The following is a 26,384-nucleotide window of genomic DNA, read 5'->3' on the forward strand; positions in this document are numbered from 1 at the left end:
GCCATGATTCGGGACAAGTCCGCCAAGACATCCGCCAAGACACCGGCCAAAGACGCGCCAAAGAAGGACGCTGCGAAGAAGGCAGCGCCCGCCAAGGCCGGCAAAGCGCCTGCGGCCAAAACAACGACCGTTCCCGCAGGCAAGAAAGGCATCATCGCGGTCGCACCGCCGAGCTTCCGGCGCGAGCGCGCGCTGATCAAGCGCGGCGTCTGGCCGGTCGCCGGCTGCGACGAGGCCGGCCGCGGGCCGCTCGCCGGCCCCGTGGTAGCCGCGGCCGTGATTCTCGACCCCGACCGGATTCCGCGCGGCATTGACGATTCCAAGCGCCTGACCGCCGAGGAACGCGAAAAACTGTTCGACAAGATCTGCGCCACTGCCCAGGTCTCGGTCGCCGTCGCTTCGCCCTCGCGAATCGACCGCGACAATATATTGCGCGCCTCATTGTGGGCGCTGAAGCGCGCCGTCGTGGCGCTGCCGGAGGCGCCGAGGCACGTCTTCGTCGACGGCCGCGACCGGCTCGACACTCCTTGCAATTGCGAAGCCGTGATCGGCGGCGATGGCATCGTGCTGTCGATCGCCGCGGCCTCCATCATCGCCAAGGTGACGCGCGACCGCTTGATGTGCGCGCTGGCGCAGGACTGCCCCGGCTACGGCTTCGAGCAGCACAAGGGCTACGCCGTCCCCGAGCACCTCGACGCGCTCGACCGCCTCGGCCCCTCCGTCCATCACCGCCGCTTCTTCGCCCCGGTCGCCGCAGCGCGTGCCAAGCACATGCCCTGGACCGTCGAGCCGGTGCAGGATCTGTTTACGGTCACCGAGATCGAGGTGCAGGTGGAAGCGAGCGTCGGGGTCGACCTCTCGGCGAATCTCTAGGGTTGGTCCCACAGCTTCTCCATCCGTCATGGCCGGGCTTGACCCGTCCATCCACGTCTTTCCCGCGGCACGACGAGCGTGGATGCCCGGGCCTTCGCCGCGCCGAAGCGGCTTCGGCCGCGCAGGCGGGACAAGCCGGGCATGACGAGCAAACCGTCGTTGCCACGACGCGCAGTGCCCCTTATCAAAGTGTTTGTGAGCGAATACGGCCGGCTGGACGGGTTGGCTGCATCTTTCGGGCGTTGCATGCGGTTTACCTCCCTGGTCATCGAGCTCATTCGCGCCCGGCCGCGGCTGATCGTCTGGATCGCCGTGCTGCTGCAGGCCGCGATGTGGCTGTTTGTGGCGCTGGTGTTCTACCGCAGCCCGCCCGGCACGCTGGCGACGCTCCTGGCTTTCGGACGCGAATACCAGGTCGGCACCGATCTCGGTCCGCCCTTGCCGATCTGGCTCGCCGACATCGCCTATCGCGCCGCCGGCGGCCACATGTTCGGCGTCTATGTGCTCGCCGAGCTCTGCGAGATCGCGACTTTCATTGCGCTCTATCATCTCTCCCGCGCCGTGGTCGGCTCGCAGCAGGCGGTGCTCGCCGTGCTCTTGACCATGACGGTGCTCGCCTTCTCCTCGTCGGCGCTCGACTTCGGCCCGCTTGTCCTGGCCCGGCCGCTCTGGGCGCTGCTGCTGCTGCACTCCTGGCAGATCATCGGCCAGCGCCGCGGCAATGCCTGGTTCGCCTGGTCGATCGAGGCCGGTCTCCTGCTTCTGACGACGCCTGCGGCGATCTTCCTGCTGCTGCTGCTCGTCGTCTTCGCGGTCTCGACCGCCGGCGGCCGCCGGACGTTGCGCGCGCTCGATCCGCTGTTCGCGCTTGTTGTCGTCGCGGTGCTGGCGCTGCCCTATGCGGTCTGGCTGATGCGTGCCGAGACACTGGTGATGCCGGCCTTGCCGCAAGTTGCGGAGCTGAATGCCCGCGCCCTGCATGCGGCCTGGCTGTTCGGCGGCCTTGTGCTCGGGGCCGCCGCGATCCCGGCGCTGACCTTCCTCAACACCGGGCTGTTCGCCGGCAAGGGCGAAGAGCCGCCGATCATCTATCGGCCGCCGGTCGAGCCGCTGGCGCGCAACTTCGTCTATTTCTTCGCGCTGGCGCCGGCGCTGGGCGCGGTGCTCATCTCCGGCCTGCTCGGGCTCGAATCCGTGGTCGGCGGCGCCGGCGTCGTGCTGGTTGTGTCCGGGCTTGCCGTGGTGGTCGCAGCCGGCGATCTCATCGCGATGCGCCGTGCGCGGATGCTGCGGACGGTATGGGCCGCCGCCATCGTGGCGCCGGCCGTGGGCGTCGTGCTCGCCGTCCTGCTGCTGCCCTGGACCGGCACTAACGAGATCGCGACCTCGATGCCGGCGCGTGCGATCTCGGACTTCTTCGACGAGAGCTTTGCCCGCCGCACCAACCATCGCCTGCGTGCGGTGGCCGGTGAGGCATCGCTTGCGAGCCTGATCACGCTGCATTCCGGCCGGCCGCATCTCTTCATCGACGCCGACCCCGCGCGCACGCCGTGGATCAATCAGGCAAAATTCAGCGAGACCGGCGGCGTCGTGGTCTGGCGCGCCTCCGATACCGCCGGCACGCCGCCGCCGGACATCCTCAAGCGCTTTCCCGGCATCGTGCCGGAGGTGCCGCGCGCCTTCGAGTGGCTGGTGACCGGTCGTCAGCAGCTCCTGCGCGTCGGCTGGGCCATCGTGCGGCCGAAGGGGACGTAGGATAGGTCTCGTGCCCCGGACGCTGCGCGGCGCCTCTTCGGCGGTGCGCTGCAGAGCCGGGGCCCATCTCTCCGCATTGTACCGTGTTGCCCTCTGGATCCCGGCTCTGCGGAGCGTCACTGCGTGCCGCACCGCGTCCAGGACACGAGAGGATCAGCCCGCCAGCACCTTGGCGATCGCGCGCAGATCCTGCCAGGCTAGGCGCTTGTAGGACGGCGAGCGGAGCAGATAGGCCGGATGGAACGTCGGCAGCGCGCGGATGGTGCGCGCGCCCGTCTCGTAGTCGAACCAGCGCCCGCGGGTGCGCATGATGCCGTCGCGCGTTCCGAGCAGCGTCTGCGTCGAGGGATTGCCGAGCGTCACCAGCACGTCGGGATTCACCAGCTCGATCTGGCGCTGGATGAAGGGCAGGCAGATTTGCGTTTCCTGCGGCGTCGGCGTGCGATTGCCGGGTGGCCGCCACGGAATCACGTTGGCGATGTAGGCCGTGCCGCGGTTGAGGCCGATCGCGCCGATCATCAGATCGAGCAGCTTGCCGCTGCGCCCGACGAAGGGCAGACCCTCGATGTCCTCGTCGCGGCCCGGCGCCTCGCCGACGAACATGATGCGCGCCTGCGGATTGCCGTCGGCAAATACCAATCGCGTCGCGGTGTGCTTCAGCGCGCAGCCCTCGAAGCTCTGCATCAGCTCGCGCAGCGCTTCCAGCGTCGGCGCCGTGCGTGCAGCCTCGCGCGCCGAGGCGATCGCGATGTCGGGCGCGGGTGCGGCCTCGCCGCGCATCACCGCCGGCGCGGCGACCGGCCGCGGTGCCTCGATCGGAGGTGCCGCGCGCGGGGCAGGCGGCGGGGCATCCAATTCCGCCAGGCGGTCGATCGGTTCCTCCGCGAGCGCGCAATCGACACCGGCCTCCAGATAGAAGGCAAGAAGCTCGCGGACGGTGGGTGCGGGTTCGGGTATCATGGGAAAGTCTGACTATTATAGCATAGCGTTTTCGAGCGAAGTGGGCACCCGGTTCGCGTGAAGAAAACGCGTCAAAAAAGATGGGACTTCCCCGGTTCTGGCCTACCAGAACCGGAGAGGTCCCGTTTAGGGCGCCTTGCACCCCGGCGAAACGCATTTCCGTGGTTGTCCTACCCGGAAAAATCGGAAACAAGAGGGCGCAAATGACCAAGGACCGTCTCAAGGGCTGAGATCAGATGAGCACCGAAGAACTTCCCCCGCGCGAATCCATGGAATTCGACGTCGTCATCGTCGGCGCCGGCCCCTCGGGCCTGTCGGCCGCGATCCGGCTGAAGCAGCTCAATGCCGATCTCAACGTCGTCGTGGTGGAGAAGGGCTCGGAGGTCGGCGCGCACATTCTCTCCGGCGCCGTGATCGACCCCGCCGGGCTCGACAAGCTCGTTCCGGACTGGCGCGAGGATTCCGACTGCCCGCTGAAAACGCAGGTGAAGGACGACCGCTTCTACTGGATGACGGCTGGCGGCGCGATCAAGCTGCCGAACTTCATGATGCCGCCGCTGATGGACAATCATCACTGCTACATCGGCTCGCTCGGCAATGTCTGCCGCTGGCTGGCACGCAAGGCCGAAGCGCTCGGCGTCGAGATTTATCCGGGCTTCGCCGCGGCCGAGGTACTCTATGACGACGCCGGCAACGTCAAGGGCATTGCCACTGGCGACATGGGCATCGGTCGGGACGGCAAGCCGAAGGACTCCTTTACCCGCGGCATGGAATTGCTCGGCAAGTACACGCTGTTCGCCGAAGGCGCCCGCGGCAGCCTGACCAAGCAGCTCATCGCCAAGTTCGCGCTCGACTCCAAGAGCGAGCCGGCGAAGTTCGGCATCGGCCTCAAGGAAGTCTGGCAGATCGATCCCGCCAAACACCAGAAGGGGTTGATCCAGCATTCCTTCGGCTGGCCACTCGACCTGAAGACCGGCGGCGGTTCGTTCCTTTATCACTATGACGACAATCTCGTCGCCGTCGGCTTCGTCGTGCATCTGAACTACGACGATCCGTACCTGTCGCCGTTCGACGAATTCCAGCGCTTCAAGACCCATCCTTCGATCCGCGGCACCTTTGAAGGCGGCAAGCGTCTCGCCTATGGCGCGCGCGCCATTACCGAGGGCGGCTACCAGTCGGTGCCGAGGCTGAGCTTCCCTGGCGGCGCGCTGATCGGCTGCGCGGCCGGCTTCGTCAACGTGCCGCGCATCAAGGGCGTGCACAATGCGATGGGCACCGGCATGCTCGCGGCTGAACATGTCGCGGCGGCGCTGGCCGCCGATCGCGCCAATGACGAACTCGTCGAATACGAAAATGCGTGGCGCTCCTCGTCGGTCGGCAAGGATCTGTTCCTGGTCCGCAACGTCAAGCCGCTGTGGTCGAAGTTCGGTACCTTGCTCGGCGTCGCACTCGGCGGCATCGACATGTGGTGCAACACGCTGTTTGGCGCCTCGCTGTTCGGCACCCAGGCGCACGCCAAGCCCGATCGCGCCACGCTCGATCCGGCCAAGAGCCACGCGCCCAAGAACTATCCGAAGCCGGACGGCAAGATCTCCTTCGACAAGCTGTCCTCGGTGTTCCTGTCCAACACCAACCATGAGGAGGACCAGCCGGTCCATCTCAAGGTCACCGACATGAACCTGCAAAAGACCTCCGAGCACGACGTGTTCGCCGGTCCCTCGAATCGCTATTGCCCGGCCGGCGTCTATGAATGGGTCGAGGAGGGCACGAGCCCGCGCTTCCAGATCAACGCCCAGAACTGCGTCCACTGCAAAACCTGCGACGTGAAGGATCCCAACGGTAACATCACCTGGGTTCCCCCCGAGGGCGGCGGCGGTCCGAACTATGAGGCGATGTAGAGCCGGCCAAGCAAAATGACCTGATCACGAGGGTGATCCGGCGCACGTTCGCGTGAGGACACCGCTGCGGCCACCGGTCGCGGCCACGATAAGGCCATACTGGCAGCGTCTTGGGACCGCTCTTGGCTGATTTAAGGCGTGCGGAGGGGATCGCCCGGCCCGAATCCTTGCGGCGAAGCGCCAAAAGCGGCATTGTCCGCCGGACGGTTCCGGGTCCCGATGCCACCGGCCGCGTTCGCATGCGATACGGCCCTCTGCTGCAAACCCAGGCACTACCAACTCAAGGCGAGCCCTGATGTTTTCAAATCGTTTCAACCGCTGGACTGTTGCCGCCATCGCCCTCATGGGCACAGCGATCGCGACCGTCCCCGGCAGGGTCCTGGCGCAGACGCCGGATCACCCCGAGAACACGGCGGCGCAGTTTCCGACCCGAAACGATCTGAAGTCGCTCACCGGTGCCGGTAGCTATCTCGCCGCCCGCCATGCCAGCGTCGAGCGCGACGCGGCCTCCGCCGCTGCGTTCTACCGCTCGGCGCTGCGCACCGATCCCAAGAACAACGAGCTGCTCGACCGCGCCTTCATCTCGTCGGTCGCCGACGGCGACATCGACGAAGCGGTCAAGCTCGCCGAACGCGTCCTCACCATCGACAAGACCAACCGCGTCGCGCGTCTCGTCGTCGGCGTGCATGATCTCAAGGTGAAGAAGTACGCGGCCGCGCAGACCAACATCAACCAGTCGATCCGCGGTCCAATCACCGATCTCGTCGCCACGCTGCTGTCGGGTTGGGCTGCCTATGGTGCGGGCGATGCCAAGGGCGGTGTCGCCACCATCGACAAGCTGGCAGGTCCCGAATGGTACCCGCTGTTCAAGGACCTTCACGCCGGCATGATCCTCGAGCTCTCCGGCAAGGAGAAGGACGCCGGTACCCGCTTCGAGCGCGCCTACAAGCTCGACGATTCCATGCTACGCGTGACCGAGGCCTATGCGCGCTGGCTGTCGCGCAACAAGGATTCCGCCGCCGCGACCACCGTCTATCAGGCCTTCGACAAGAAGCTCGCGCGCCATCCGCTGATCCAGGAAGGCCTGCGCGAGACCAAGGCCGGCAAGAAAATGCCGCCGCTGGTCGATTCCGCCCAGGCCGGCGCCGCCGAAGCGCTCTACGGCATCGGTGCCACGCTGACCCGCCGCGGCGGCGAGGACCTGGCGCTGGTCTATCTCCAGCTCTCGCTCTACCTCCAGCCGACCCATCCGCTGGCGCTGCTCTCGCTGGCCGATCTCTACGAGTCCGTGAAGCGGCCGCAGATGGCGATCAAGGTCTATGAGCGCGTGCCGTCGACCTCGCCGCTCAAGCGCAACGCGCAGATCCAGCTTGCCATCGATCTGGATTCCGCCGACCGCACCGACGAGGCGATCAAGATCCTCAAGGGCGTGACATCGGAGGATGCCAAAGACCTCGAAGCGATCATGGCGCTCGGCAACATCGAGCGCGGCCGCAAGAGGTTCGGCGACTGCGGCGCGACCTATTCGCAAGGCGTCGACGTGCTGCCGCCCGGCAACGACAAGGCCAACAGCGTCTGGTACTATTATCGTGGTATCTGCGAGGAGCGCTCCAAGCAGTGGGCCAAGGCCGAAGCCGACATGAAGAAGGCGCTCGAGCTCCAGCCCGACCAGCCGCATGTCCTCAACTATCTCGGCTATTCCTGGATCGACCAGGGCGTGAACCTCGACGAAGGCATGAAGATGATCAAGCGCGCCGTCGAGCAGCGTCCCGACGACGGCTACATCGTCGATTCCCTGGGCTGGGCCTATTACCGCATCGGCAACTACGAAGAAGCGGTGAAGAACCTCGAGCGCGCGATCGACCTCAAGCCCGAGGATCCCACCATCAACGACCATCTCGGCGACGCCTATTGGCGCGTCGGCCGCACGCTGGAAGCCAAATTCCAGTGGTCGCACGCCCGCGATCTCAAGCCCGAGCCGGAAGAGCTGCCGAAGATCGAGGCCAAGATCGCCAATGGCCTCGCCGACGACAATTCGAACTCTTCGGCCGCGCAGGCGGACAAGAGGAAGGACGACGGCAAGGGCGGCTAGTCTAACTGAAGTTGGGGGCGTGTCGCCGATGCCTGCGTTGATTGAAGAAGGACGGGCGAAGGTCAATCTTAGCCTTCGCGTCGTGGGCCGTCGTGCCGACGGCTATCATGATCTCGAAAGTGTGGTCGCGTTCGCCGATTGCGCCGATCGGCTGACGCTGGAGCCGGGCGGCGAGCTGAAGCTCGCCACCACCGGACCGCTTGCCGCGGCTTGCGGCGATACCGCGGACAATCTCGTCTTCAAGGCGGCCAGGCTGTTGGCCGATGCTGTGCCGAACCTGAAGCTCGGCGCCTTCGCGCTCGACAAGGTGCTGCCGGTTGCCGCCGGCATCGGTGGCGGCTCGGCTGATGCGGCAGCGGCACTGCGGCTGTTGGCGCGTCTGAATAATTTGTCGCTCGACGATCCGCGCCTGCAGAAGGTCGCGCTCGCGACCGGCGCCGATGTGCCGGTGTGCCTGCTCTCGCGCGCCTGCGACATGACCGGCGTCGGCGAGCAGCTGCTGCCGCTCGCATTGCCGAGCATGCCTTGCGTGATGGTCAATCCGCGCGTGCCTGTGGCGACCAAGGATGTTTTCCAGGAGCTGGGCCTGCGCAACGGCGAGCTCCTGGTCGGCGCCACCTCGGTTCTGGGAGCTCCGGCCTGGCCGGAGGAGGGCGGATCGATTGCCGATTGGGTCGACGTTCTCGAAACCGTTGCCAACGATCTCGAAAAGCCTGCGCTGCGTATCGAACCTGTCATCGGCGACGTGCTGGAGTCCTTGCGCGGCTCCGCCGGCGTCAAGCTCGCCCGCATGTCCGGCTCAGGCGCGACGTGCTTTGCGATCTACGGCTCGCCCGCAGATACGCATGCCGCGGCCGAAAAGATCCGGCGCGACCACCCCGGCTGGTGGGTGCATGCGGGGACGTTGAGCTAGATATTTCCCCGGCGACAGTGCCGTAGGGTGGGCAAAGTGACTTGTCCGCCGTAGCTCGAAGAGCGAAGGCGGAAGCGTGCCCACCACTTTCAAGAACGTGGGCACGGCGCTGACGCGCCTTTGCCCACCCTACGGCAGTCGAGCTAGTCGCCGCAGTCCTCGGTCAGCCCGAGAAACTTTCGGATCTGGCCCAACACCTCCTGCGGCTTGTCATGCTGCAGCCAGTGTCCCGCTCCGGCAATGGTCTCGACGCGCGCGTTCTGGAAATACCGCTCCAGGCCTGCTGCCCTGGCACCGGCGAGAAAACTCTCGCCGGCGTTCAAGAGCAGCGTCGGGCAGGTGATGTGCGACCATAGCGCGACGTGATCGTCCGGCCAGAGCCGGTGCGGCGCGGAGGCGCGCTGATAGGGATCGAACTTCCAGCTATAGGTGCCGTCCTCGTTCTGCCGTGCGCCGTGGGTGGCGAGATGCAGCGCGAGGTCACGGGACAGGCGCCTGTTGTGAAGCACCATCTGTGCGGCCGCGTCTTCGAGGGTCGCATAGCGGCGCGGCGAGCGGTCGTGCAACTTGTCGAGCTGGGCCACCCATTTGCCGATGCGCTCATGCGCCGGCGGTTTTGGCGTGTCCGGCAGCATGGTCACGCCGTCGAGCACGACCAGCTTCGAGACCTGCTCGGGGAATGACCCTGAAAAGATCAGGCTCACCATGCCGCCCATCGAATGGCCGACGAGGGTCACCTGAGGCGCTGCGATGGTGCGGATGAGCTGGGTGAGATCGTAGACATATTCGGTCAGCGCGTAGCTGCCGCCCCTGGTCCAGTCGGAATCGCCATGGCCGCGCAGGTCGGGCGCCACCACATGAAAATGCGGCCGTAACGACCGGGCGATGACGTCCCAGCTCCGGCAGTGATCGCGGCCGCCATGGACCAGGATGAGAGGCGGCGCGCCCTCATTGCCCCAATCGGCATAATGCAGCCGCAGGCCATGAGACTCGTAGAAGCGGCTTTGCGGGGCGAGCACCGGGGCACTATCCATTCGCCGGCCGCCGCACCAGTGCCAGCGACAGGCCGAGGCCTGCAATGAAGACGCCGGAGCCCTGGGTGAGACGCCGCATCAGATGCGGCCGTCCAATCAGCTGCGTGCGTGTCGCGGAGGCCATCAGCACCACGACGACGTCGGCGAGCGTGTTCAACGCCACCGAGATCGCGCCGAGCATGATGAATTGCAGCGTGGGGCTCGATCCCGCGGGATCGAGGAATTGCGGAATGAAGGCGAGGAAGAACGCGGCGGTCTTCGGGTTCAGCGCCTCGACCAGCACGCCGTCGCGGAACGCGCGCTTGTCGCCGAAGGCTTCTCCCTCGAGCGACAGTGCGCGGCCGGCGCTCCGAAAAGTCTTGATGCCGAGCCAGACCAGATAGAGCGCGCCGACGAATTTGACGGCGGCGAACAATTCGGCGCTGGCGAGGATGATTGCGGAGATGCCGAGGCTGCCCGCAACGACATGAACCAGCCCGCCCAGCGCCGTGCCTGCGGTCGATGCAAAGCCGCTGGCGCGTCCCTCCGACAAGGTCCGTGCCGCGACGTAGAAGATGCCGGGGCCGGGAACAGCGGCGATGAGACAGGCTGCGGCCAGGAACAGCCAGAAATTCGTTTCGATCATCCTGTTTTGGTAACGGAGCGGGCTGCGATTGCAAGGCTCTCGTTTAGCCCGAGCGGCGGAAGATCACGCTGGCATTGACCCCGCCGAAGCCAAAGCCGTTTGAGATCGCGTGCTGCATCGGCATCGGCCGCGCGCTGCCGGCGACGATGTCGATGCCTTCAGCGCTCGCATCGGGGTTTTCGAGATTGAGCGTCGGCGGCGCGATCTGGTCGCGCAAAGCGAGCACGGTGAAGATCGCCTCGAGGCCGCCGGCGGCGCCGAGCAGATGGCCGGTGGCCGATTTGGTCGCGCTGACCGCGACGCCGCGGTTACGGCCGAACAGCGCAGCGATGGCGCCAAGCTCGCTCTCGTCGCCGGCGGGCGTCGATGTTGCGTGGGCGTTGAGGTGCTGCAGATCCGCCGGCGCAAGGCCCGCCTGCCGGAGCGCGATCTCCATGGCGCGACGCGCGCCGTCGCCGTCGGGCGGGCCTGATGTCATGTGGTAGGCGTCCGCCGTCGTGCCGTATCCGATCACCTCTGCGATCGGCGTGGCGCCGCGCGCGAGCGCATGTTCGAGTTCCTCGATGACAAGAATGCCGGCGCCTTCGCCCATCACAAAGCCGTCGCGGTCCCGATCGAACGGGCGCGAGGCGCGCGTCGGCTCCTCGTTGAACCCGCTCGACAGCGCGCGCGCTGCCGCAAAGCCGCCGAGGCTGACGATGTCGATGCAGGCTTCCGCGCCGCCGCAGATCGCGATGTCGACTTCGCCTGATCGGATCATGCGCGCGGCGTCGCCGATCGCCTGCACGCCGGCCGCGCACGCGGTGACCGGTGTGCCCAGCGCGCCCTTGTAGCCGTATTTGATCGAGACGTGGCCGGCGGCGAGGTTGGCCAGGAACGAGGGGATCGTGAATGGCGACAGCCGGCGCACGCCGCGCTGCTCGGTGATGCGCACCGCCTCCGCCATCGCCGGGAAACCGCCGACGCCGGAGGCGATGATCGTCGCGGTGCGTTCCAGCGCGGCAGCATCCTGCGGCGTCCATTTCGCCTGCGCGATCGCCTCGGCGGCCGCGAGCAGCGCGAACAGGATGAAGCGATCCATCTTGCGCTGGTCTTTTGGTGCGGCGGCCTGCGCGGGATCGAAGCCGCCATCGGCATCGTCGGCCTTGTCTGGCACGAGCCCGGCAATGCGCGCCGGCAGCGCCTGCGCCCATTCGGGCAGAGGGCGCAGGCCGCTTTGGCCGGCGAGCAGCCGGCGCCATGAGGTTTCGACACCGCAGCCGAGCGGCGACACCGCGCCCATTCCCGTCACGACGATCCGACGCATATTACTCTCCAGCCGGCGCGACGGCCGGGTTCATGGCCTTGAGTGAAGCGAGCCGTGCGCGCATCCCGCGGCTGGCGCGGCGACCGGCGACGACGACCGTATTGGCGAGCGTGATCGGCTGCATGTCGGTCGCGTCGACCACGACCGGATCGAACGGGCGAGCGTCGCTCCGGTTCGCCAGCAGAATGGATTCGCCTTTGGGCGCGAGATGCTTGTTGCCGAAGGCGAGCAGCGTAGCGATCACAGGAAAGAAATCCCGCGCCTTGTCGGTCAGAACGTATTCGTAACGCGGCGGCCGCTCCTGATAGCGGCGGCGCACGAACATGCCTGATGCGGTGAGATGGGCGAGCCGCCGCGACAGGATGTTCGGCGCGATGCCGAGGCTTTGCGAGAACTCGTCGAACTTCGTCGCGCCCTGAAACGCATCCCGCAGGATCAGGATGCTCCACCATTCGCCGACCGTCTCCACGGCACGGCCGACCGGGCATTCCAGGATCGATGGGGATTTGGGCTGCATGGCGGGAAGGTAGGGTAGTAACTTGCAAAAAGCAAGTAACTGGGTAGGCAGGGGCCGCCTGGATGGAAGGTGCGGTCAAAATATGGAGATGAGGCTGGCAGTCAGGTGCGCAGCGGAGTGCGTGCTGAATCGCTCTCGTGCCCCGGACACAGCGCAGCGCTCCTTCAGCGGTGCGCTGCAGAGCCGGGGCCCAGATTGCTGACAGTTGGGTGTCGCGTGGGTCCCGGCTCTGCGCAGCAGCGTTGCACGCTGGCGCGTCCGCGACACGAGAGAGGGGTGCGCGGTCTCGCGCCACACCCGTCATTGCGAGCGCAGCGAAGCAATCCAGACTGTTTCCGCGGAGGGATTCTGGATTGCTTCGCTGCGCTCGCAATGACGATGTGGAGACAGTCGGGGCCTAACTCACCGCTGTCGTCCCGGCGAACGCCGGGACCCATAACCACAGGGAATGGTTTGGCGAAGACTGGTTGTTACCGGTACTAGCACCAGTGACCTATCGATAGATCACGCGGTATGTGTCCCGGCGTTCGCCGGGACGACACCGGTGGTGTGACGAGCGTGCGCCTAAGCGCAAAAGCTTAATGCGATCGTGCCAGACAGAACGCCACCACCTGCTCCAGCGCGCTTTTCATCGGCGAGGAGGGGAACAGCGCCAGCGCGTCCACCGCCATGGCGCCGTAGTGCTGGGCACGGCTGAGCGTGTCCTCGAGCGCGCGGTGCTTGTTCATGAGCCCGATGGCGTGATCGAGGTCGCTATCGCCGATCTCGCCGCGCTCGAGCGCCCGGATCCAGAACGCGCGCTCGGTGTCGTTGCCGCGGCGGAAGGCGAGCACGACGGGCAGGGTGATCTTGCCCTCGCGGAAGTCGTCGCCGGTGTTCTTGCCGAGCTTTGCGCTCTTGCCGCCATAGTCGAGCACGTCGTCGACGAGCTGGAAGGCGATGCCGAGATTCATGCCGACCGAGCGGCACGCGGTCTGCTCGGCCTTGGGACGGTTGGCGATCACGGGGCCGACCTCACAGGCGGCGGCGAACAGCTCGGCGGTCTTGCCGCGGATCACGGCGAGATATTCGTCCTCGGTGGTCGCGGTGTTCTTGGCGGCGGCCAGCTGCATCACCTCGCCTTCCGCGATGGTGGCGGCGGCCGCAGAGAGGATGTCGAGCGCGCGGAGCGAGCCGACCTCGACCATCATGCGGAAGGCCTGGCCGAGCAGGAAGTCGCCGACCAGCACGCTCGCCTCGTTGCCCCAGAGCATGCGCGCCGACAGCTTGCCGCGGCGCATCTCGCTCTCGTCGACGACGTCGTCGTGCAGCAGCGTGGCGGTATGCATGAACTCGACCGAGGCGGCGAGCTTGATATGGCCGTCGCCGGTGTAGCCGGCGAGGTTGGCCATGGCGAGCGTCAGCATCGGCCGCAGCCGCTTGCCGCCGGAGGAGATCAGATGGTTGGCGACCTCTGGGATCATGGTCACGTCCGAACCGGTCCGCGACAGGATCGTGGCGTTGACGCGCTCCATATCAGGGGCGACAAGGGCAACCAGCTCTTCGATCGACGCGCCGGGAGTTTCGAAAGGTACGATGACGGCCACGCCGGTCTCCAATATTTGCCCCGGAGGGGCTATTCTGACGGAAAGACAATAGAAACTGGCGGCGGATGCGGCAAGGCCCGCGGAACCATTGACATTTGCCGCTTTAGCCCCCTCTCAGGCAAGGAAACCTGCGTTTTGCGTGAACTGGTTCGGACCAACGATATGGTGCTGGTGTCGGCGATCGGCGCGCTGCTCGACGGCGCCAACATCCATCACCTGGTGCTGGACCAGAACATGAGCATCATCGAGGGCTCGCTCGGCATTTTGCCGCGGCGGATCCTTGTTCATGAGGACGACGCCCAGGAGGCCAGGGAGCTCCTCACCGAAGCCGGCCTCAGCCACGAACTGCGCGGCGATGAGTGAGGCCGCAGATATTACCGAGGACGCCTTTCTCGGCGGGCAATTGCGCCTGAGGCAGAAGCGGAGTGGCCACAGAGCCGGGCACGACGCCATTCTGCTTGCGGCGGCGACGGAGGCCCGTCCTGGGGACCGCGTGGTCGATTTCGGCGCCGGCATCGGCACGGCCGGGCTGGCGCTGGCCCGGCGCGTCGCTGGTATCGGGCTGAGCCTGGTCGAGATCGATCCGGAGCTGGCCGAGCTCGCTCGCGCCAATGCGGCCGCGAATGCGCTTGCCGCCGAGACCATCCTGCTCGATGTCACTGCCGACGCCACGGCCTTTGCGGCAAACGGGCTGTCGCCCGACAGCGTCGACGCGGTGCTGATGAATCCGCCCTTCAACGATCCGGCCCGGCATCGCGGCTCGCCGGATCAGGCGCGTCACACCGCGCATGTGGCGACGGAGGAGACCCTGCATGCCTGGGTGCATGCAGCGCGACGCATCCTCCGATCGAATGGTGTGCTGACATTGATCTGGCGCGCAGATGGCATCGTCGATGTCCTGGCGGCGCTGTCACGCGGCTTCGGTAGCCTTTCGATCCTGCCGGTTCACGGTGAGGCGGGGCGGCCCGCGATCCGCGTGCTGGTGCGTGCGGTCAAAGGTGGCCGGGCTCCGACGCGATTGCTGCCGGGCCTCATGCTGAACGACGAGTCGGGCGCGTCCAAAAAAGAGGTGACGGAGATTCTGGAGGGGAGAGCGGTCTTGCCGCTGGTGGAACCGTGACGGCCTACTGCGGAAGCGATTCCGGCTGCTGCTCTTGCGGGGACGTCAAGCGGATCGCCATGAACAGCGCACCGACCAGCAGCATCAGCAGATAGATTTTCATGGTGTTCTCCGCTGCCTCATTGCAGCCTCCCGACGGGAAATCTGCAAAACACGTTCCAGGCACTTCCAATGACAGTCGCGTGATAAGAAATGGTTAATCAGAGGTAACGGCATGGCCGAACAATTGAAAGATCGTGAGAGTTCCGGCCTGGCCGACAAGCTCATGCAATATCTGCCGGCGCGCTTCCGCCCCGGTACCGCGGTCGTGCCGGTGGTGCGGCTGTCCGGTGTGATCGGTGCGGTGACGCCGCTGCGCCCGGGCATGACGCTGGCGGGCGTTGCGCGGGTGCTGGAGCGCGCATTCTCGTATCGGCACGCCAAGGCGGTGGCGCTGGTGATCAACTCGCCCGGCGGCTCGCCGGTGCAGTCGCGCCAGATCTATCTGCGCATCAAGCAGCTCGCGGCGGAGAAGAAGCTGCCGGTGCTGGTGTTCGTCGAGGACGTTGCAGCCTCCGGCGGCTACATGATCGCCTGCGCCGGCGACGAGATCATCTGCGATCCCTCTTCGATCCTCGGCTCGATCGGCGTGGTCGGCGGCAGCTTTGGTTTCCAGGAGGCGATCAAGCGGCTCGGCATCGAGCGGCGCCTCTATACGGCCGGCGCGCACAAGGCGATGCTCGACCCGTTCCTGCCCGAGAACCCCGACGACGTCGCCAAGCTGAAGGCGCTCCAGCGCGAAATCCATCAGATCTTCATTTCCCTGGTGAAGGAGAGCCGCGGCGCGCGCCTCAAGGGCGCGGACGACACGCTGTTCACGGGCGAATACTGGGCCGGCGAGAGTTCGATCGAGCTCGGGCTCGCCGACAGCATCGGCGATCTCCGCTCAACTCTTCGTGCCCGCTATGGCGAGAAGGTTCTCACCCCCGTGATCGCGCAGCCGACCGGGCTACTCTCCGGCTTTCTGGGCCGGAAATCGCCCGGCGCGGGGCAGCTTTCGGCCATGGAATCAATGGCCGGCCTGCCGGACGATCTGATCTCGGCGCTTGAGACGCGGGCGATCTGGGCGAAATTCGGGTTCTAGGCCGAGCCCTCCCGCGCCATTTGGCCTCTTGGCCTGCCGATTGCGGCGCAGCCCCGACTGCGCAACAATGTGCGTGGGGGCTGAGCACTAGACGAGGATCGACAGATGCCGCCGTTCGTCGCTTTCGCGGGCGTCCTGGGTGGGCTTGCCGTGGTCCGCTGGGCCTACAAGACCGCTGTCCGGATCAACCAGGAGCTGGAGGAGATGCGCTTGTCGCGTGTCGCCGAGGCCGCCCATATGGGGAACATCCAGACGCTGAAACGTGACCCCGTGACCGGAGCCTACCGGCCGGGTTAGCCGCCTGGCTGCGGCTCTCTCCGCACGCTCGGTGGTTGGGGAGGGGTCTTGCCACAAGCGAGAACCCCCGAGAGGAGAAAGCCCTCACCCGGCGCTTCGCGCCGACCTCTCCCGCAAGCGGGAGAGGTAAGAAAGCCCCCTTTGCCTTGATTCCCACTGCCGCCGTCGATACGGTCCCGCGCGATTCAAAACCCCCCGCGAGAGCCTGATCTGACGATGGACGCCTCATTGCCCGCCCATATGCGCCCGGAACGCTCGTTCCAGGGCTTCATCCTCGCGCTCCAGCGGTTCTGGGCCGAGCAGGGCTGCGTGATCCTGCAACCCTACGACATGGAGATGGGCGCGGGCACCTTCCATCCGGCGACCACGCTGCGCGCGCTCGGGCCAAAGCCCTGGAACGCCGCCTATGTGCAGCCCTCGCGCCGGCCCAAGGACGGCCGCTACGGCGAGAATCCGAACCGGATGCAGCATTATTACCAGTTCCAGGTGATCATGAAGCCGTCGCCGCCGAACCTTCAGGAGCTGTACCTGAAGTCGCTCGCCGCGATCGGCATCGATTCCGCCGTGCACGACATCCGCTTCGTCGAGGACGATTGGGAGAGCCCGACGCTGGGCGCCTGGGGCCTCGGGTGGGAGTGCTGGTGCGACGGCATGGAAGTCAGCCAGTTCACTTACTTCCAGCAGGTCGCCGGCTTCGAGTGCGCGCCGGTCGCGGGCGAGCTCACCTACGGGCTCGAGCGCCTCGCGATGTATGTGCAGGGCGTCGACCGCGTCTACGACCTCAACTTCAACGGCCGCGACGGCGATGCCAAGGTCACCTATGGCGACGTCTTCCTGCAGGCCGAGCGGGAATATTCGAAGCACAACTTTGAAGTTGCCGACACCGCGATGCTGTTCGAGCAGTTCAAGATGGCGGAAGCGGCCTGCCGAAAGTACCTCGATGCAGGTTGGAAGGACGACAAGCGCGAGGCGCATCTGATGGCGCTGCCGGCCTACGACCAGTGCATCAAGGCCAGCCACGTCTTCAACCTGCTGGATGCGCGCGGCGTGATTTCGGTGACGGAGCGGCAGAGCTACATTCTGCGTGTACGCGAATTGGCAAAAGCCTGCGGCGAGGCCTGGATCCATACTGAAGCGGGCGGAGCGGCCTGATGCCCGAACTTTTGCTTGAACTGTTCTCGGAAGAAATCCCAGCGCGCATGCAAGGGAAGGCGGCCGACGATCTGCGCCGCATGGTCACCGACAAGCTCGTCGCCGAAGGCCTGGTTTATGAGGGCGCCAAGGCGTTCGCGACGCCGCGCCGCCTCGCGCTCACCGTGCACGGCATCCCCGCGCGCCAGCCTGACCTCAAGACCGAACGCCGCGGACCCAAAGTCGGCGCGCCCGACGCGGCCGTGCAGGGCTTCCTGAAGGCGACGGGATTGAAGTCGCTGGATGAAGCAAAAATCCAGCGCGACCCCAAGGGTGATTTCTACATCGGCTTGATCGAGAAGCCCGGCCGCGATGCGATCGACGTGCTCGCGGAAATCCTGCCCGTCATCATCCGCACCTTCCCCTGGCCGAAATCGATGCGCTGGGGCGCGCGCTCGGGCAAGCCGGGATCGCTGAGCTGGGTGCGCCCGCTGCACGCGATCACCGCGACGTTCGGGCTCGAGACGGAAGAGCCTGATGTCGTGAAGTTCGAGGTCGACGGCATCGCGACCGGCCAGACCACCTACGGCCATCGCTTCATGGCGCCGGACGCGATTTCCGTGCGCCGTTTCGAGGACTATGAGGCGAAGCTGAAAGCCGCCAAGGTCATTCTAGATCCGCAGGCGCGCAAGGACATCATCTTCGCCGACGCCAAGGAGCTGACCTTCGCACAAGGCTTCGAACTGGTCGAAGATCAGGTGCTGCTGGACGAGGTCTCGGGCCTCGTCGAATGGCCCGTTGTCATGATGGGCTCGTTCGAAGCGGAATATCTCGCGATCCCGGACGAAGTGATCCGCGCCACCATCCGCAACAACCAGAAGTGCTTTGTGGTCAAGGATACAAAGACCGGGAAGCTGACCAACAAGTTCGTCCTCACCGCCAATATCGAGGCGACCGACGGCGGCAAGGTCATCGTATCAGGCAACGAGCGCGTGATCCGTCCGCGCCTGTCGGATGCGAAATTCTTCTACGAGACGGACCTGAAGACGAAGCTGGAAGATCGTCTGCCGAAGTTCGAGCAGATCGTGTTCCACGAGAAGCTCGGCACGCAGGCCGCGCGTATCAAGCGCATTGAGCGGCTCGCCGCCGAGATCGCGCCGCTGGTCGGTGCCGATGTCGCCAAGGCGACGCGCGCCGCGCATCTGGCCAAGGCGGATCTGCTCACCGAAGTCGTCGGCGAATTCCCTGAAGTGCAGGGCCTGATGGGCAAGTACTACGCGCTGGCGCAGGGCGAGGATGCCTCCGTCGCCGCGGCGTGCGAGGAGCACTACAAGCCGCAAGGGCCTGCAGATCGCGTGCCGACCGATCCGGTGAGTGTTGCGGTGGCTTTGGCGGACAAGATTGATACGCTTGTTGGCTTCTGGGCGATCGAGGAAAAGCCGACGGGCAGCAAGGACCCGTATGCGTTGCGCCGTGCGGCGCTGGGCGTGATCAGGCTGATCGCCGAAAACGGCCTGCGGCTCTCGCTCACGAAAGTCGCGGCTTCCGCACTTGCGGGCTTGTTGGTGAAGCCTGCCGATGCGCAGAGGCTCCCAAGCGACCTGCTCGCCTTCTTCGCCGACCGCCTGAAGGTCCAGCTTCGCGAGCAGGGCGCGCGTCACGATCTCGTCGACGCCGTGTTCGCGCTCGGCGGCCAGGATGATCTGCTGATGATCGTCCGCCGCGTCGAGGCGCTCGGCAAATTCCTCGACACCGACGACGGCAAGAACCTGCTCGCCGGGACCAAGCGCGCCAGCAACATCCTCTCGATCGAGGAGAAGAAGGACAAGCGCAGCTTCGACGGTGCGCCGGATGCTGCGCTTTACAGCCTGGCCGAGGAAAAGGCGCTGGCGAAGGCGATCGGCGAGGTGCAGGCGGAAGCGAGCGCCGCCGTCGCCAGGGAAGACTTCGCCGCCGCGATGAGCGCGATGGCCAAGTTGCGTCCGCCGGTCGATGCGTTCTTCGACAAGGTTCGCGTCAACGACGACGATGCGAAGGTGCGCGAGAACCGCCTCAAGCTGCTGAACGAGATCCGCAGCGCCACGCGTGCGGTGGCCGATTTCTCGAAGATCCAGGATTGAGGTCGCGACGATTGCGCTCTCGTGCCCCGGACGCAGCGCAGCGCCACTTGGCGGTGCGCTGCAGAGCCGGGGCCCATGCCGGCCGCGTACGCGGAGCTTCTGGGTCCCGGCTCTGCGCCGCATCGCTTGCGCGTTGCGCCTTGTCCGGGACACGAGCGTCAACACGAACGCCTGCCCAAAAAGAGCCCCGCCCGGCGGGGGGAAGACCGGGCGGGGCCTGATGTCCGATTTAACACTGCTCGCGCCAGCCTGATGTGACGCGCCGGACATCTAGTCGATGTCAGCCAGTCGGCGTCAGTCCAGCACCTCGACGATGCGGCGCGAGCGCGGCTCGACCAGCACGGTTTCGCCGTTCACGACGGTGTAGCGATAGGTGGTGGCACCGAAGCGTTGCGGCACGTCATAATAAGTGACGCCGCTTTCGGGTAGGGTGGCGCCGACCACGATGCGATCCGGGATGCGGAAGGCTGGCACACGTTGCTCGACGACATAGTCGCGGAAGGCCGGCCGCTGATCGGCCGCAATGGTCGGCGCGCTGTCGACCACGGCGGGCGCGCGTCCGACGGTGACACCGCTTTGCGCCTGCGCCGCAAGTGGCGAGCCGATCGCGGCCGCGAGCGCTGCAAGAGCGAGAATCCTGTTCCGCATGGACAACTCCTTCGACGTGATTTTATTTTCGGACGCGTCAATGGCGCGACCGGTTGGCCAATGCATGCACCCTTGGCAATGTTCCGGGAAAAGGCCTGCCGCATTCGCGGCAATTTCAGGCAGTTTTCGTGGGTGCCGGAACTCGCAACGCGTCTTGCGCGTCTCTACTCGCGGAACCGGGAGGGCTATGATCCGCCCGCGATTCGCCCCACCTCCACAGAAAGATAGTTCATGCACATCACCGTCGCCCACATTTCGCCGATCCTGTCGTTGATTGCGGGCGTGCTCATCCTGATCATGCCGCGACTCCTCAACCTGATCGTCGCGATCTTCCTTATTGTGAACGGTGCGATCGGGCTCGGGCTCCTGAAATGGCTCCGCCTCTAGGGGTTCATTTTCCGGAACTGTCCGACTTGCGCGGGCCCGCCCAAAATGGTGTAAGGCCCGCGAATTCCCATTCCTCTCGCAGGTTGTGTGCAAGCTATGGCCAAAGCCGCCTCGAAGCCCAATAAAACTCCAGCGAAATCAAAGTCTTCCGCCAAGGCGAAAGCCGCGCCGGCAGCCCGCAAGACGCTTGCCAAGAGCGCACCCAAGCCTGTCGCCAAAGCTGCGGCAAAGCCGGTCGCCAAAACGGCCGCAAAAGCTGCTGCCAAGCCGGCTGCGAAGGCTGTGACCAAGGCGGCTCTGCCGAAGGTCGCCGCGAAGCCTGCAGCGAAGAAGGCTGCACCAGCCAAGGCGGCGCCAGCCGCGGGCAAGGCCGGCAAATGGGTCTACACGTTCGGTGACGGCAAGGCCGAAGGCCGCACGGAGATGCGCGACCTGCTCGGCGGCAAGGGCGCGAACCTTGCCGAGATGGCCAATCTCGGCCTGCCGGTGCCTCCGGGCTTCACTCTACCGACCTCGGTCTGCACCTATTTCTACGCCCACGACAAATCCTATCCGAAGGAGTTGCAGTCGCAGGTTGAGAAGGCGCTCGACTATGTCGGCAAGTTGACCGGCAAGATCTTCGGCGATGCCAAGAACCCGCTCCTCGTCTCCGTGCGCTCCGGCGCGCGCGCCTCGATGCCGGGCATGATGGACACCGTTCTCAACCTCGGCCTCAACGACCAGACCGTGGAAGCGCTGTCGGAATTGTCGGGTGACCGCCGCTTCGCCTATGACAGCTATCGCCGCTTCATCACCATGTACTCGGACGTGGTGCTCGGTTTCGAGCATCATCACTTCGAGGAAATCCTCGACACCTTCAAGGACGGCCAGGGCTACACCCTCGATACCGACCTCTCCGCCGAGGACTGGGTCGAGCTGGTCGGCAAGTACAAGGACGCCGTCGCGCGCGAAACCGGCAAGGACTTCCCGCAGGACCCGCACGATCAGCTCTGGGGCGCGATCGGCGCGGTGTTCTCATCCTGGATGAACGCGCGCGCGGTGACTTATCGCAAGCTGCACGACATTCCGGAATCCTGGGGCACCGCGGTCAACGTGCAGGCCATGGTGTTCGGCAACATGGGCGAGACCTCGGCGACCGGCGTCGCCTTCACCCGCAATCCCTCGACCGGCGAGAGCAAGCTCTACGGCGAGTTCCTGATCAACGCGCAAGGCGAGGACGTGGTGGCGGGCATCCGCACGCCGCAGGACATCACCGAGGAAGCGCGCCAGGAATCGGGCTCCGACAAGGCGTCGATGGAAGCGGCGATGCCGGAGGCCTTCAAGGAGCTGACCCGGATCTACACGCAGCTCGAGAAGCACTACCGCGACATGCAGGACATGGAGTTCACCGTCGAGCGCGGCAAGCTCTGGATGCTGCAGACCCGCGGCGGCAAGCGCACCGCGAAAGCAGCGCTGCGCATCGCGGTCGAGCTCGCCAATGAAGGCCTGATCTCGAAGAAGGAAGCGGTGACGCGGATTGATCCGGCTTCGCTCGATCAGCTGCTGCATCCGACCATCGATCCCAACGCCAAGCGCGACGTGATCGCGACCGGCCTGCCGGCATCCCCGGGTGCTGCTTCCGGCGAGATCGTGTTCTCCTCGGACGAGGCCGCCAAGCTTCAGGCCGACGGGCGCAAGGTCATTCTGGTCCGCATCGAGACCAGCCCGGAAGACATCCACGGCATGCACGCCGCCGAAGGCATTTTGACCACGCGTGGCGGCATGACCTCGCACGCGGCGGTGGTCGCGCGCGGCATGGGCAAGCCCTGCGTCTCCGGCTGCGGCACCATCCGTGTCGATTACGGCCGCGGCACCATGAGCATCGGTTCGCGCACCTTCAAGACCGGCGACGTCATCACCATCGACGGCTCGCTCGGCCAGGTGCTGGCCGGCCGCATGCCGATGATCGAGCCGGAGCTGTCCGGTGAGTTCGGCACGCTGATGGCCTGGGCCGACCAGGTTCGCAAGATCGGCGTCCGCGTCAACGGCGACACGCCCGACGACGCGCGCACCGCGATCAAGTTCGGCGCCGAAGGCATCGGCCTGTGCCGCACCGAGCACATGTTTTTCGAAGAGACCCGCATCCGCACGGTGCGCGAGATGATCCTCTCCGAGGACGAGCAGTCCCGCCGCGCGGCGCTCGCAAAACTGCTGCCGATGCAGCGCGCCGACTTCGTCGAGCTGTTCGAGATCATGAAGGGCCTGCCCGTCACGATTCGTCTGCTCGATCCGCCGCTGCACGAGTTCCTGCCGCACACCCACGCCGAGGTCGAGGAAGTGGCACGCGCCATGAATACCGACCCGCGGCGCCTGGCTGACCGCGCGCGCGAGCTCTCGGAGTTCAATCCGATGCTCGGCTTCCGCGGCTGCCGCATCGCGATCGCCTATCCGGAGATCGCCGAGATGCAGGCGCGTGCGATCTTCGAGGCGGCGGTCGAAGCCGAGAAGCGCACCGGCAAGGCCGTCGGCCTCGAGGTGATGGTGCCGCTGATCGCGACCAAGATGGAGCTCGACCTCGTCAAGGCGCGGATCGATGCGACCGCGCAGGCGGTGATGCGCGACACCAACACCAAGCTGACCTATCAGGTCGGCACCATGATCGAGCTGCCGCGCGCCTGTCTGCTCGCGGCCGAGATCGCAGAGTCGGCCGAGTTCTTCTCGTTCGGCACCAACGACCTCACGCAGACCACCTACGGCATCAGCCGCGACGATGCGGCGAGCTTCCTCGGTCCCTATGTGGCGAAGGGCATCCTGTCGGTCGATCCCTTCGTCGCGCTGGACCAGGAAGGCGTCGGCGAGCTCGTCAAGATTGGCGTCGCGCGCGGCCGCAAGACGCGGGCGAAGCTCAAGGTCGGCATCTGCGGCGAGCACGGCGGCGATCCCGCTTCCGTCGCCTTCTGCCACAACATCGGCCTCGACTACGTCTCCTGCTCGCCCTACCGCGTGCCGATCGCCCGGCTCGCAGCGGCGCAAGCCGCACTCGGCAAGGCGATCGCCAGCCAGGCGTAAGCAGAACTAGAATGCTGGGATGAAAGAGGCGGGGCCAAAACCCCGCCTCTTTTTGTTTTCGCGATGCTCTCGCCAACCCGTCATGGCGAGCGCAGCGAAGCAACCCAGAATCTCTCCACGGCGGCAGCCTCGATTGCCTCGTCGCAAGAGCTCCTTGCAATGACGAGGTGGAACTAAGAACCACGCGCGCGTCCCGTAATGATACGCGCCAGCAAGAGTTCCTTCACCATTCGCGTTGACTGGTTGTTTACCGCTTCGCGTGACGACGCATTTACCACCGTGCGCGATCACCCCGTGAAAACACCTGCAATCGCTTGAGTGTGCCGCACGCGCAACGCCGATTAACGCCCCGGCAACCTAAATTGGATACTTACGATAAAGATCGAATTGCACGGATGTACTGCGTTTCGATTTTTCTGGCGTAAGCGTAGCGTGAGCGTATCGATGTCTGTGTTGCGTAACCATCCGAAGGGCGCGCGGTTCGCGTCCTTCGGCATCGGTCTCTGCATCTTCGCATTGATGCCGAGAGAGACCGGCTATCAGGATATTGCCTCTTTGCTGGCGCGCCAACCCGGCGTCGCCGAGCGTTGGCAGAAGCAGGTGTTCTCCGCGGCGTCCTCGATCCAGCTCGCGACCTACAGTTTTTCCCGCCCCATCGGCACCTCGGTTCCGCAGAGCGCGATGGTTCGCCTGGCGAGCCTCGATGGTCGCGACGTCACCGGCGCGATCAGCCGCAATCCGGCGCTGCAGGCTGCGCCGCGCTACCAGGCTTCCGACTTTCCCAAGGTCGATCGCTCCATGAAGGGTGATCGCCTCGCCACCGTGACACCGACCGAGACTCTCGAAGCGCCCGCTGCGGCACCGGCGCAGCAAGATCCCGCGACGTCGAACAGCTCGGTGTTCGGCGCCAAGACCGCCGCGCTGCCGCAGGCGATGTCGCCGGAATCCGCGGCCGCGCTCGATCCCGAGCTCCAGGAAGCGCTCCGCGCGCCACCGCTGCCGCAATATTCCAATCCACCGCGCGCCAGCGACGCCGCGCGCGCGTTCGCGGTGCAGCCGCTCGAGGCGCTTAAGCGGACCACTGCGCCGACGACGCCGGTGCGGGATCCCTTCAGCGTCAAGACCTCCAACCTGTTCTTCGGCAGCTCCTCGCTCGGCGGCAATCTCGAAAGTATCGAGAGCTGGCAGCCCGGCGCCGAGCCGCTGATCGTGATGCCCGATCCCGACATGAAGGTGACGGCCTCGCTGTCGCCGCCGACGGTGGACATCGCCAAGGATATCGAGAGCGGCGAGAGCGTCGCGCCGAAGGGCGAGGTCAACGCCGACAACCAGCGCGCCCGATCGCCGGCGGAGCGTCTCGCGCTCGACGACAAGTCGCGCGCGAAGTCCGAGAAGTGCCTTGCGGAAGCCGTCTATTTCGAATCGCGCGGCGAGGCCGTGCGCGGCCAGATGGCCGTCGCGCAAGTCGTGATGAACCGTGTGTTCTCCGGCAAATATCCCGACACCGTGTGCGGAGCGGTCTATCAGAACAAGCACCGCCATCTCGCCTGCCAGTTCACCTTCGCCTGCGACAACAATGCCGACGTGATCCGCGAGCCCGAGATGTGGGAGCGCGCCAAGAAGATCGCGAAGGCGATGCTCGACGGCCAGATCTGGTTGCCCGAGGTCGGCAAGTCCACGCACTATCATGCCTACTGGGTGCGTCCGTCCTGGGTCGCCGAGATGAAGAAGATGTACAAGACCGGCGTGCACACCTTCTATCGGCCACGCGCCTGGGGCGACGGCAGCGAGGAACCAAGCTGGGGCACCCCGGCCCAGACCGCCGCGCTGTCAGCCGAGCTCGCGCAGGAAGCCAAGAGTTCTGCCGAGATGGGCGCGAGCGAGCGGCGCTGAGGCAATCAATCGTCGCGGCAGTGAAGGTGCGCTCCCTCTCCCGCTTGCGGGGAGGGGGTGTTTCCACAGGCGAGAACCCAGTGTGGAGAGAGCCCCCACCCGGCGCTTCGCGCCGACCTCCCCCGCAAGCGGGAGAGGTGCAGCCAGCCCTGGGCTCAGAGCGGTGATCTCACATCTCAATATCCAGCGCGCAATCAAAGTTCGGCGCCGAATGCGTCAGCGCGCCCGCCGAAGCGTAGTCGACGCCGGTCGCCGCGATGGCCGCGATCGAGTCCAGGGTCACGCCGCCGGACGCCTCCAGCTCGAGACGGCCCTCGTTGATCCGCACGGCCTCGCGCAATGTTGCAAGGTCCATGTTGTCGAGCAGAACGGCGTCAGCAAGTCCGGTATCGAGCACCTCGCGCAATTGCGCCAGCGTATCGACCTCGATCTCGATCTTGACGAGATGGCCGGCATGGGTGCGGGCGCGCTCCAGCACCGCACCAACGCCGCCGGCGACCGCGATGTGGTTGTCCTTGATCAGGATCGCATCGTCGAGGCCGAAGCGGTGGTTGAAGCCGCCGCCGCAGCGCACGGCGTATTTCTCCAGCGCGCGCAGCCCCGGCGTGGTCTTGCGCGTGCAGCAGATGCGCATCTTCGTGCCTTCGGTGCGGGCGACATAGTCGGCCGTGAGCGTCGCGACGCCCGACAGGCGGCCGACGAAATTCAGCGCCGTCCGCTCCGCTGTGAGAATGGCGCGCGCAGGGCCGGAGATCGTCAGCACCTGCTGTCCCCGGGCAACGCGTGCGGCGTCACGGACATGCGCGCGCACCTCGATGTCGGAGGAGAGCTTTTGCAATGTCGCGAGTGCCAGCGGCAGGCCTGCGATTACGCCGGACTGGCGGGCGACCAGGATCGCCTGTGCCCTGGTCGCTTCCGGGATCGTCGCCAGCGAGGTGATGTCGCCGGCGCGGCCGAGGTCCTCGTCGAGCGCGCGCTGCACCGCTTCGTCGATCGCAAGCGGCGAGAGAAAGGCGTCGGGGTTGAGCAGTGAGGTCGGGGTGATCATGGGGACTCCA

At 65.9% G+C, this 26,384-nt stretch carries 22 protein-coding genes; 14 read left to right on the plus strand and 8 right to left on the minus strand.

Annotated elements, in window-relative coordinates:
• Positions 1 to 3 precede the first annotated feature (3 nt).
• Together RAD04_RS23875 and RAD04_RS23880 are read left to right on the plus strand one after the other, a co-directional pair.
• Positions 4 to 873 (plus strand): ribonuclease HII, encoded by an 870-nt coding sequence (locus RAD04_RS23875; protein WP_461625716.1) that lies wholly within the window; start codon positions 4 to 6, stop codon positions 871 to 873.
• 246 nt (positions 874 to 1,119) lie between these two features.
• Positions 1,120 to 2,628, plus strand: a complete 1,509-nt coding sequence (locus tag RAD04_RS23880; protein WP_461625717.1) for a glycosyltransferase family 39 protein — start codon at positions 1,120 to 1,122, stop codon at positions 2,626 to 2,628.
• Positions 2,629 to 2,781: 153 nt separating this feature from the next.
• Here the strand turns inward: RAD04_RS23880 and RAD04_RS23885 are convergent, their stop codons facing one another.
• The gene (locus tag RAD04_RS23885) at positions 2,782 to 3,588 is read right to left on the minus strand and encodes a uracil-DNA glycosylase (protein WP_461625718.1); all 807 of its coding nucleotides are present in this window, start codon (positions 3,586 to 3,588) and stop codon (positions 2,782 to 2,784) included.
• A gap of 236 nt (positions 3,589 to 3,824) precedes the next feature.
• Between RAD04_RS23885 and RAD04_RS23890 the strand changes: the two genes are divergently transcribed.
• From RAD04_RS23890 to RAD04_RS23900, 3 genes are all read left to right on the plus strand, one after another.
• Complete coding sequence (locus tag RAD04_RS23890; RefSeq protein WP_461625719.1) at positions 3,825 to 5,486, plus strand: electron transfer flavoprotein-ubiquinone oxidoreductase; 1,662 nt, start codon at positions 3,825 to 3,827, stop codon at positions 5,484 to 5,486.
• Between the two features lie 295 nt (positions 5,487 to 5,781).
• Positions 5,782 to 7,578 carry a tetratricopeptide repeat protein gene (locus RAD04_RS23895; RefSeq protein ID WP_461625720.1) on the plus strand — a complete coding sequence of 599 codons (1,797 nt, stop codon included), beginning with the start codon at positions 5,782 to 5,784 and terminating at the stop codon, positions 7,576 to 7,578.
• Positions 7,579 to 7,606: 28 nt separating this feature from the next.
• Positions 7,607 to 8,491, plus strand: coding sequence for a 4-(cytidine 5'-diphospho)-2-C-methyl-D-erythritol kinase (locus RAD04_RS23900; RefSeq protein ID WP_461625721.1), 885 nt, complete (start codon positions 7,607 to 7,609; stop codon positions 8,489 to 8,491).
• 143 nt (positions 8,492 to 8,634) lie between these two features.
• On the opposite strand, the gene RAD04_RS23905 is transcribed toward RAD04_RS23900, so the two are convergent.
• The 5 genes from RAD04_RS23905 to RAD04_RS23925 form a co-directional block, all read right to left on the minus strand.
• On the minus strand, positions 8,635 to 9,525 hold the full coding sequence (locus tag RAD04_RS23905) for an alpha/beta fold hydrolase (RefSeq protein WP_461625722.1): 891 nt from the start codon (positions 9,523 to 9,525) through the stop codon (positions 8,635 to 8,637).
• Positions 9,518 to 10,150 (minus strand): LysE family translocator, encoded by a 633-nt coding sequence (locus RAD04_RS23910; RefSeq protein ID WP_461625723.1) that lies wholly within the window; start codon positions 10,148 to 10,150, stop codon positions 9,518 to 9,520. The genes RAD04_RS23905 and RAD04_RS23910 overlap by 8 nt, the downstream gene beginning before the upstream one ends.
• Before the next feature lie 43 nt (positions 10,151 to 10,193).
• Entirely contained in the window at positions 10,194 to 11,456 is a 1,263-nt protein-coding gene (gene fabF / locus RAD04_RS23915) for a beta-ketoacyl-ACP synthase II (RefSeq protein WP_461625724.1), read from the minus strand.
• Position 11,457: 1 nt separating this feature from the next.
• On the minus strand, positions 11,458 to 11,973 hold the full coding sequence (locus RAD04_RS23920) for a winged helix-turn-helix transcriptional regulator (RefSeq protein ID WP_461625725.1): 516 nt from the start codon (positions 11,971 to 11,973) through the stop codon (positions 11,458 to 11,460).
• Between the two features lie 578 nt (positions 11,974 to 12,551).
• Entirely contained in the window at positions 12,552 to 13,559 is a 1,008-nt protein-coding gene (locus RAD04_RS23925; protein WP_026202916.1) for a polyprenyl synthetase family protein, read from the minus strand.
• Between the two features lie 135 nt (positions 13,560 to 13,694).
• Between RAD04_RS23925 and RAD04_RS23930 the strand changes: the two genes are divergently transcribed.
• The 6 genes from RAD04_RS23930 (at position 13,695) to glyS (ending at position 19,350) form a co-directional block, all read left to right on the plus strand.
• Complete coding sequence (locus RAD04_RS23930) at positions 13,695 to 13,922, plus strand: putative signal transducing protein (RefSeq protein WP_018323354.1); 228 nt, start codon at positions 13,695 to 13,697, stop codon at positions 13,920 to 13,922.
• The gene (locus RAD04_RS23935; RefSeq protein WP_461625726.1) at positions 13,915 to 14,679 is read left to right on the plus strand and encodes a tRNA1(Val) (adenine(37)-N6)-methyltransferase; all 765 of its coding nucleotides are present in this window, start codon (positions 13,915 to 13,917) and stop codon (positions 14,677 to 14,679) included. Before RAD04_RS23930 ends, RAD04_RS23935 begins: the two co-directional genes overlap by 8 nt.
• 214 nt (positions 14,680 to 14,893) lie before the next feature.
• Positions 14,894 to 15,802, plus strand: coding sequence for a S49 family peptidase (locus RAD04_RS23940; protein WP_461625727.1), 909 nt, complete (start codon positions 14,894 to 14,896; stop codon positions 15,800 to 15,802).
• A gap of 105 nt (positions 15,803 to 15,907) precedes the next feature.
• Positions 15,908 to 16,099, plus strand: coding sequence for a hypothetical protein (locus tag RAD04_RS23945; RefSeq protein ID WP_008131462.1), 192 nt, complete (start codon positions 15,908 to 15,910; stop codon positions 16,097 to 16,099).
• 216 nt (positions 16,100 to 16,315) lie between these two features.
• On the plus strand, positions 16,316 to 17,251 hold the full coding sequence (locus tag RAD04_RS23950) for a glycine--tRNA ligase subunit alpha (protein WP_038948278.1): 936 nt from the start codon (positions 16,316 to 16,318) through the stop codon (positions 17,249 to 17,251).
• Positions 17,251 to 19,350: a glycine--tRNA ligase subunit beta gene (glyS, locus tag RAD04_RS23955; RefSeq protein ID WP_461625728.1), complete on the plus strand. Its 2,100-nt coding sequence runs from the start codon at positions 17,251 to 17,253 to the stop codon at positions 19,348 to 19,350. Before RAD04_RS23950 ends, glyS begins: the two co-directional genes overlap by 1 nt.
• Positions 19,351 to 19,644: 294 nt before the next feature.
• Here the strand turns inward: glyS and RAD04_RS23960 are convergent, their stop codons facing one another.
• Positions 19,645 to 19,998 (minus strand): DUF1236 domain-containing protein, encoded by a 354-nt coding sequence (locus tag RAD04_RS23960; RefSeq protein ID WP_091967335.1) that lies wholly within the window; start codon positions 19,996 to 19,998, stop codon positions 19,645 to 19,647.
• Positions 19,999 to 20,229: 231 nt separating this feature from the next.
• Here RAD04_RS23960 and RAD04_RS23965 point away from each other — a divergent pair, with 231 nt between their 5' ends.
• The 3 genes from RAD04_RS23965 (at position 20,230) to RAD04_RS23975 (ending at position 25,326) form a co-directional block, all read left to right on the plus strand.
• On the plus strand, positions 20,230 to 20,385 hold the full coding sequence (locus tag RAD04_RS23965; protein WP_080670142.1) for a DUF3096 domain-containing protein: 156 nt from the start codon (positions 20,230 to 20,232) through the stop codon (positions 20,383 to 20,385).
• A 96-nt stretch (positions 20,386 to 20,481) separates the two neighbouring features.
• A complete protein-coding gene (gene ppdK / locus RAD04_RS23970) occupies positions 20,482 to 23,433 on the plus strand; it encodes a pyruvate, phosphate dikinase (protein ID WP_461625729.1) in 2,952 nt (983 codons plus the stop codon).
• A 444-nt stretch (positions 23,434 to 23,877) separates the two neighbouring features.
• The gene (locus RAD04_RS23975; protein ID WP_461625730.1) at positions 23,878 to 25,326 is read left to right on the plus strand and encodes a cell wall hydrolase; all 1,449 of its coding nucleotides are present in this window, start codon (positions 23,878 to 23,880) and stop codon (positions 25,324 to 25,326) included.
• A gap of 169 nt (positions 25,327 to 25,495) precedes the next feature.
• Here the strand turns inward: RAD04_RS23975 and nadC are convergent, their stop codons facing one another.
• On the minus strand, positions 25,496 to 26,374 hold the full coding sequence (nadC, locus tag RAD04_RS23980; protein ID WP_461625731.1) for a carboxylating nicotinate-nucleotide diphosphorylase: 879 nt from the start codon (positions 26,372 to 26,374) through the stop codon (positions 25,496 to 25,498).
• Between the last annotated feature and the right edge of the window lie 10 nt (positions 26,375 to 26,384).

Source organism: Bradyrhizobium sp. 25ACV, assembly GCF_054863005.1.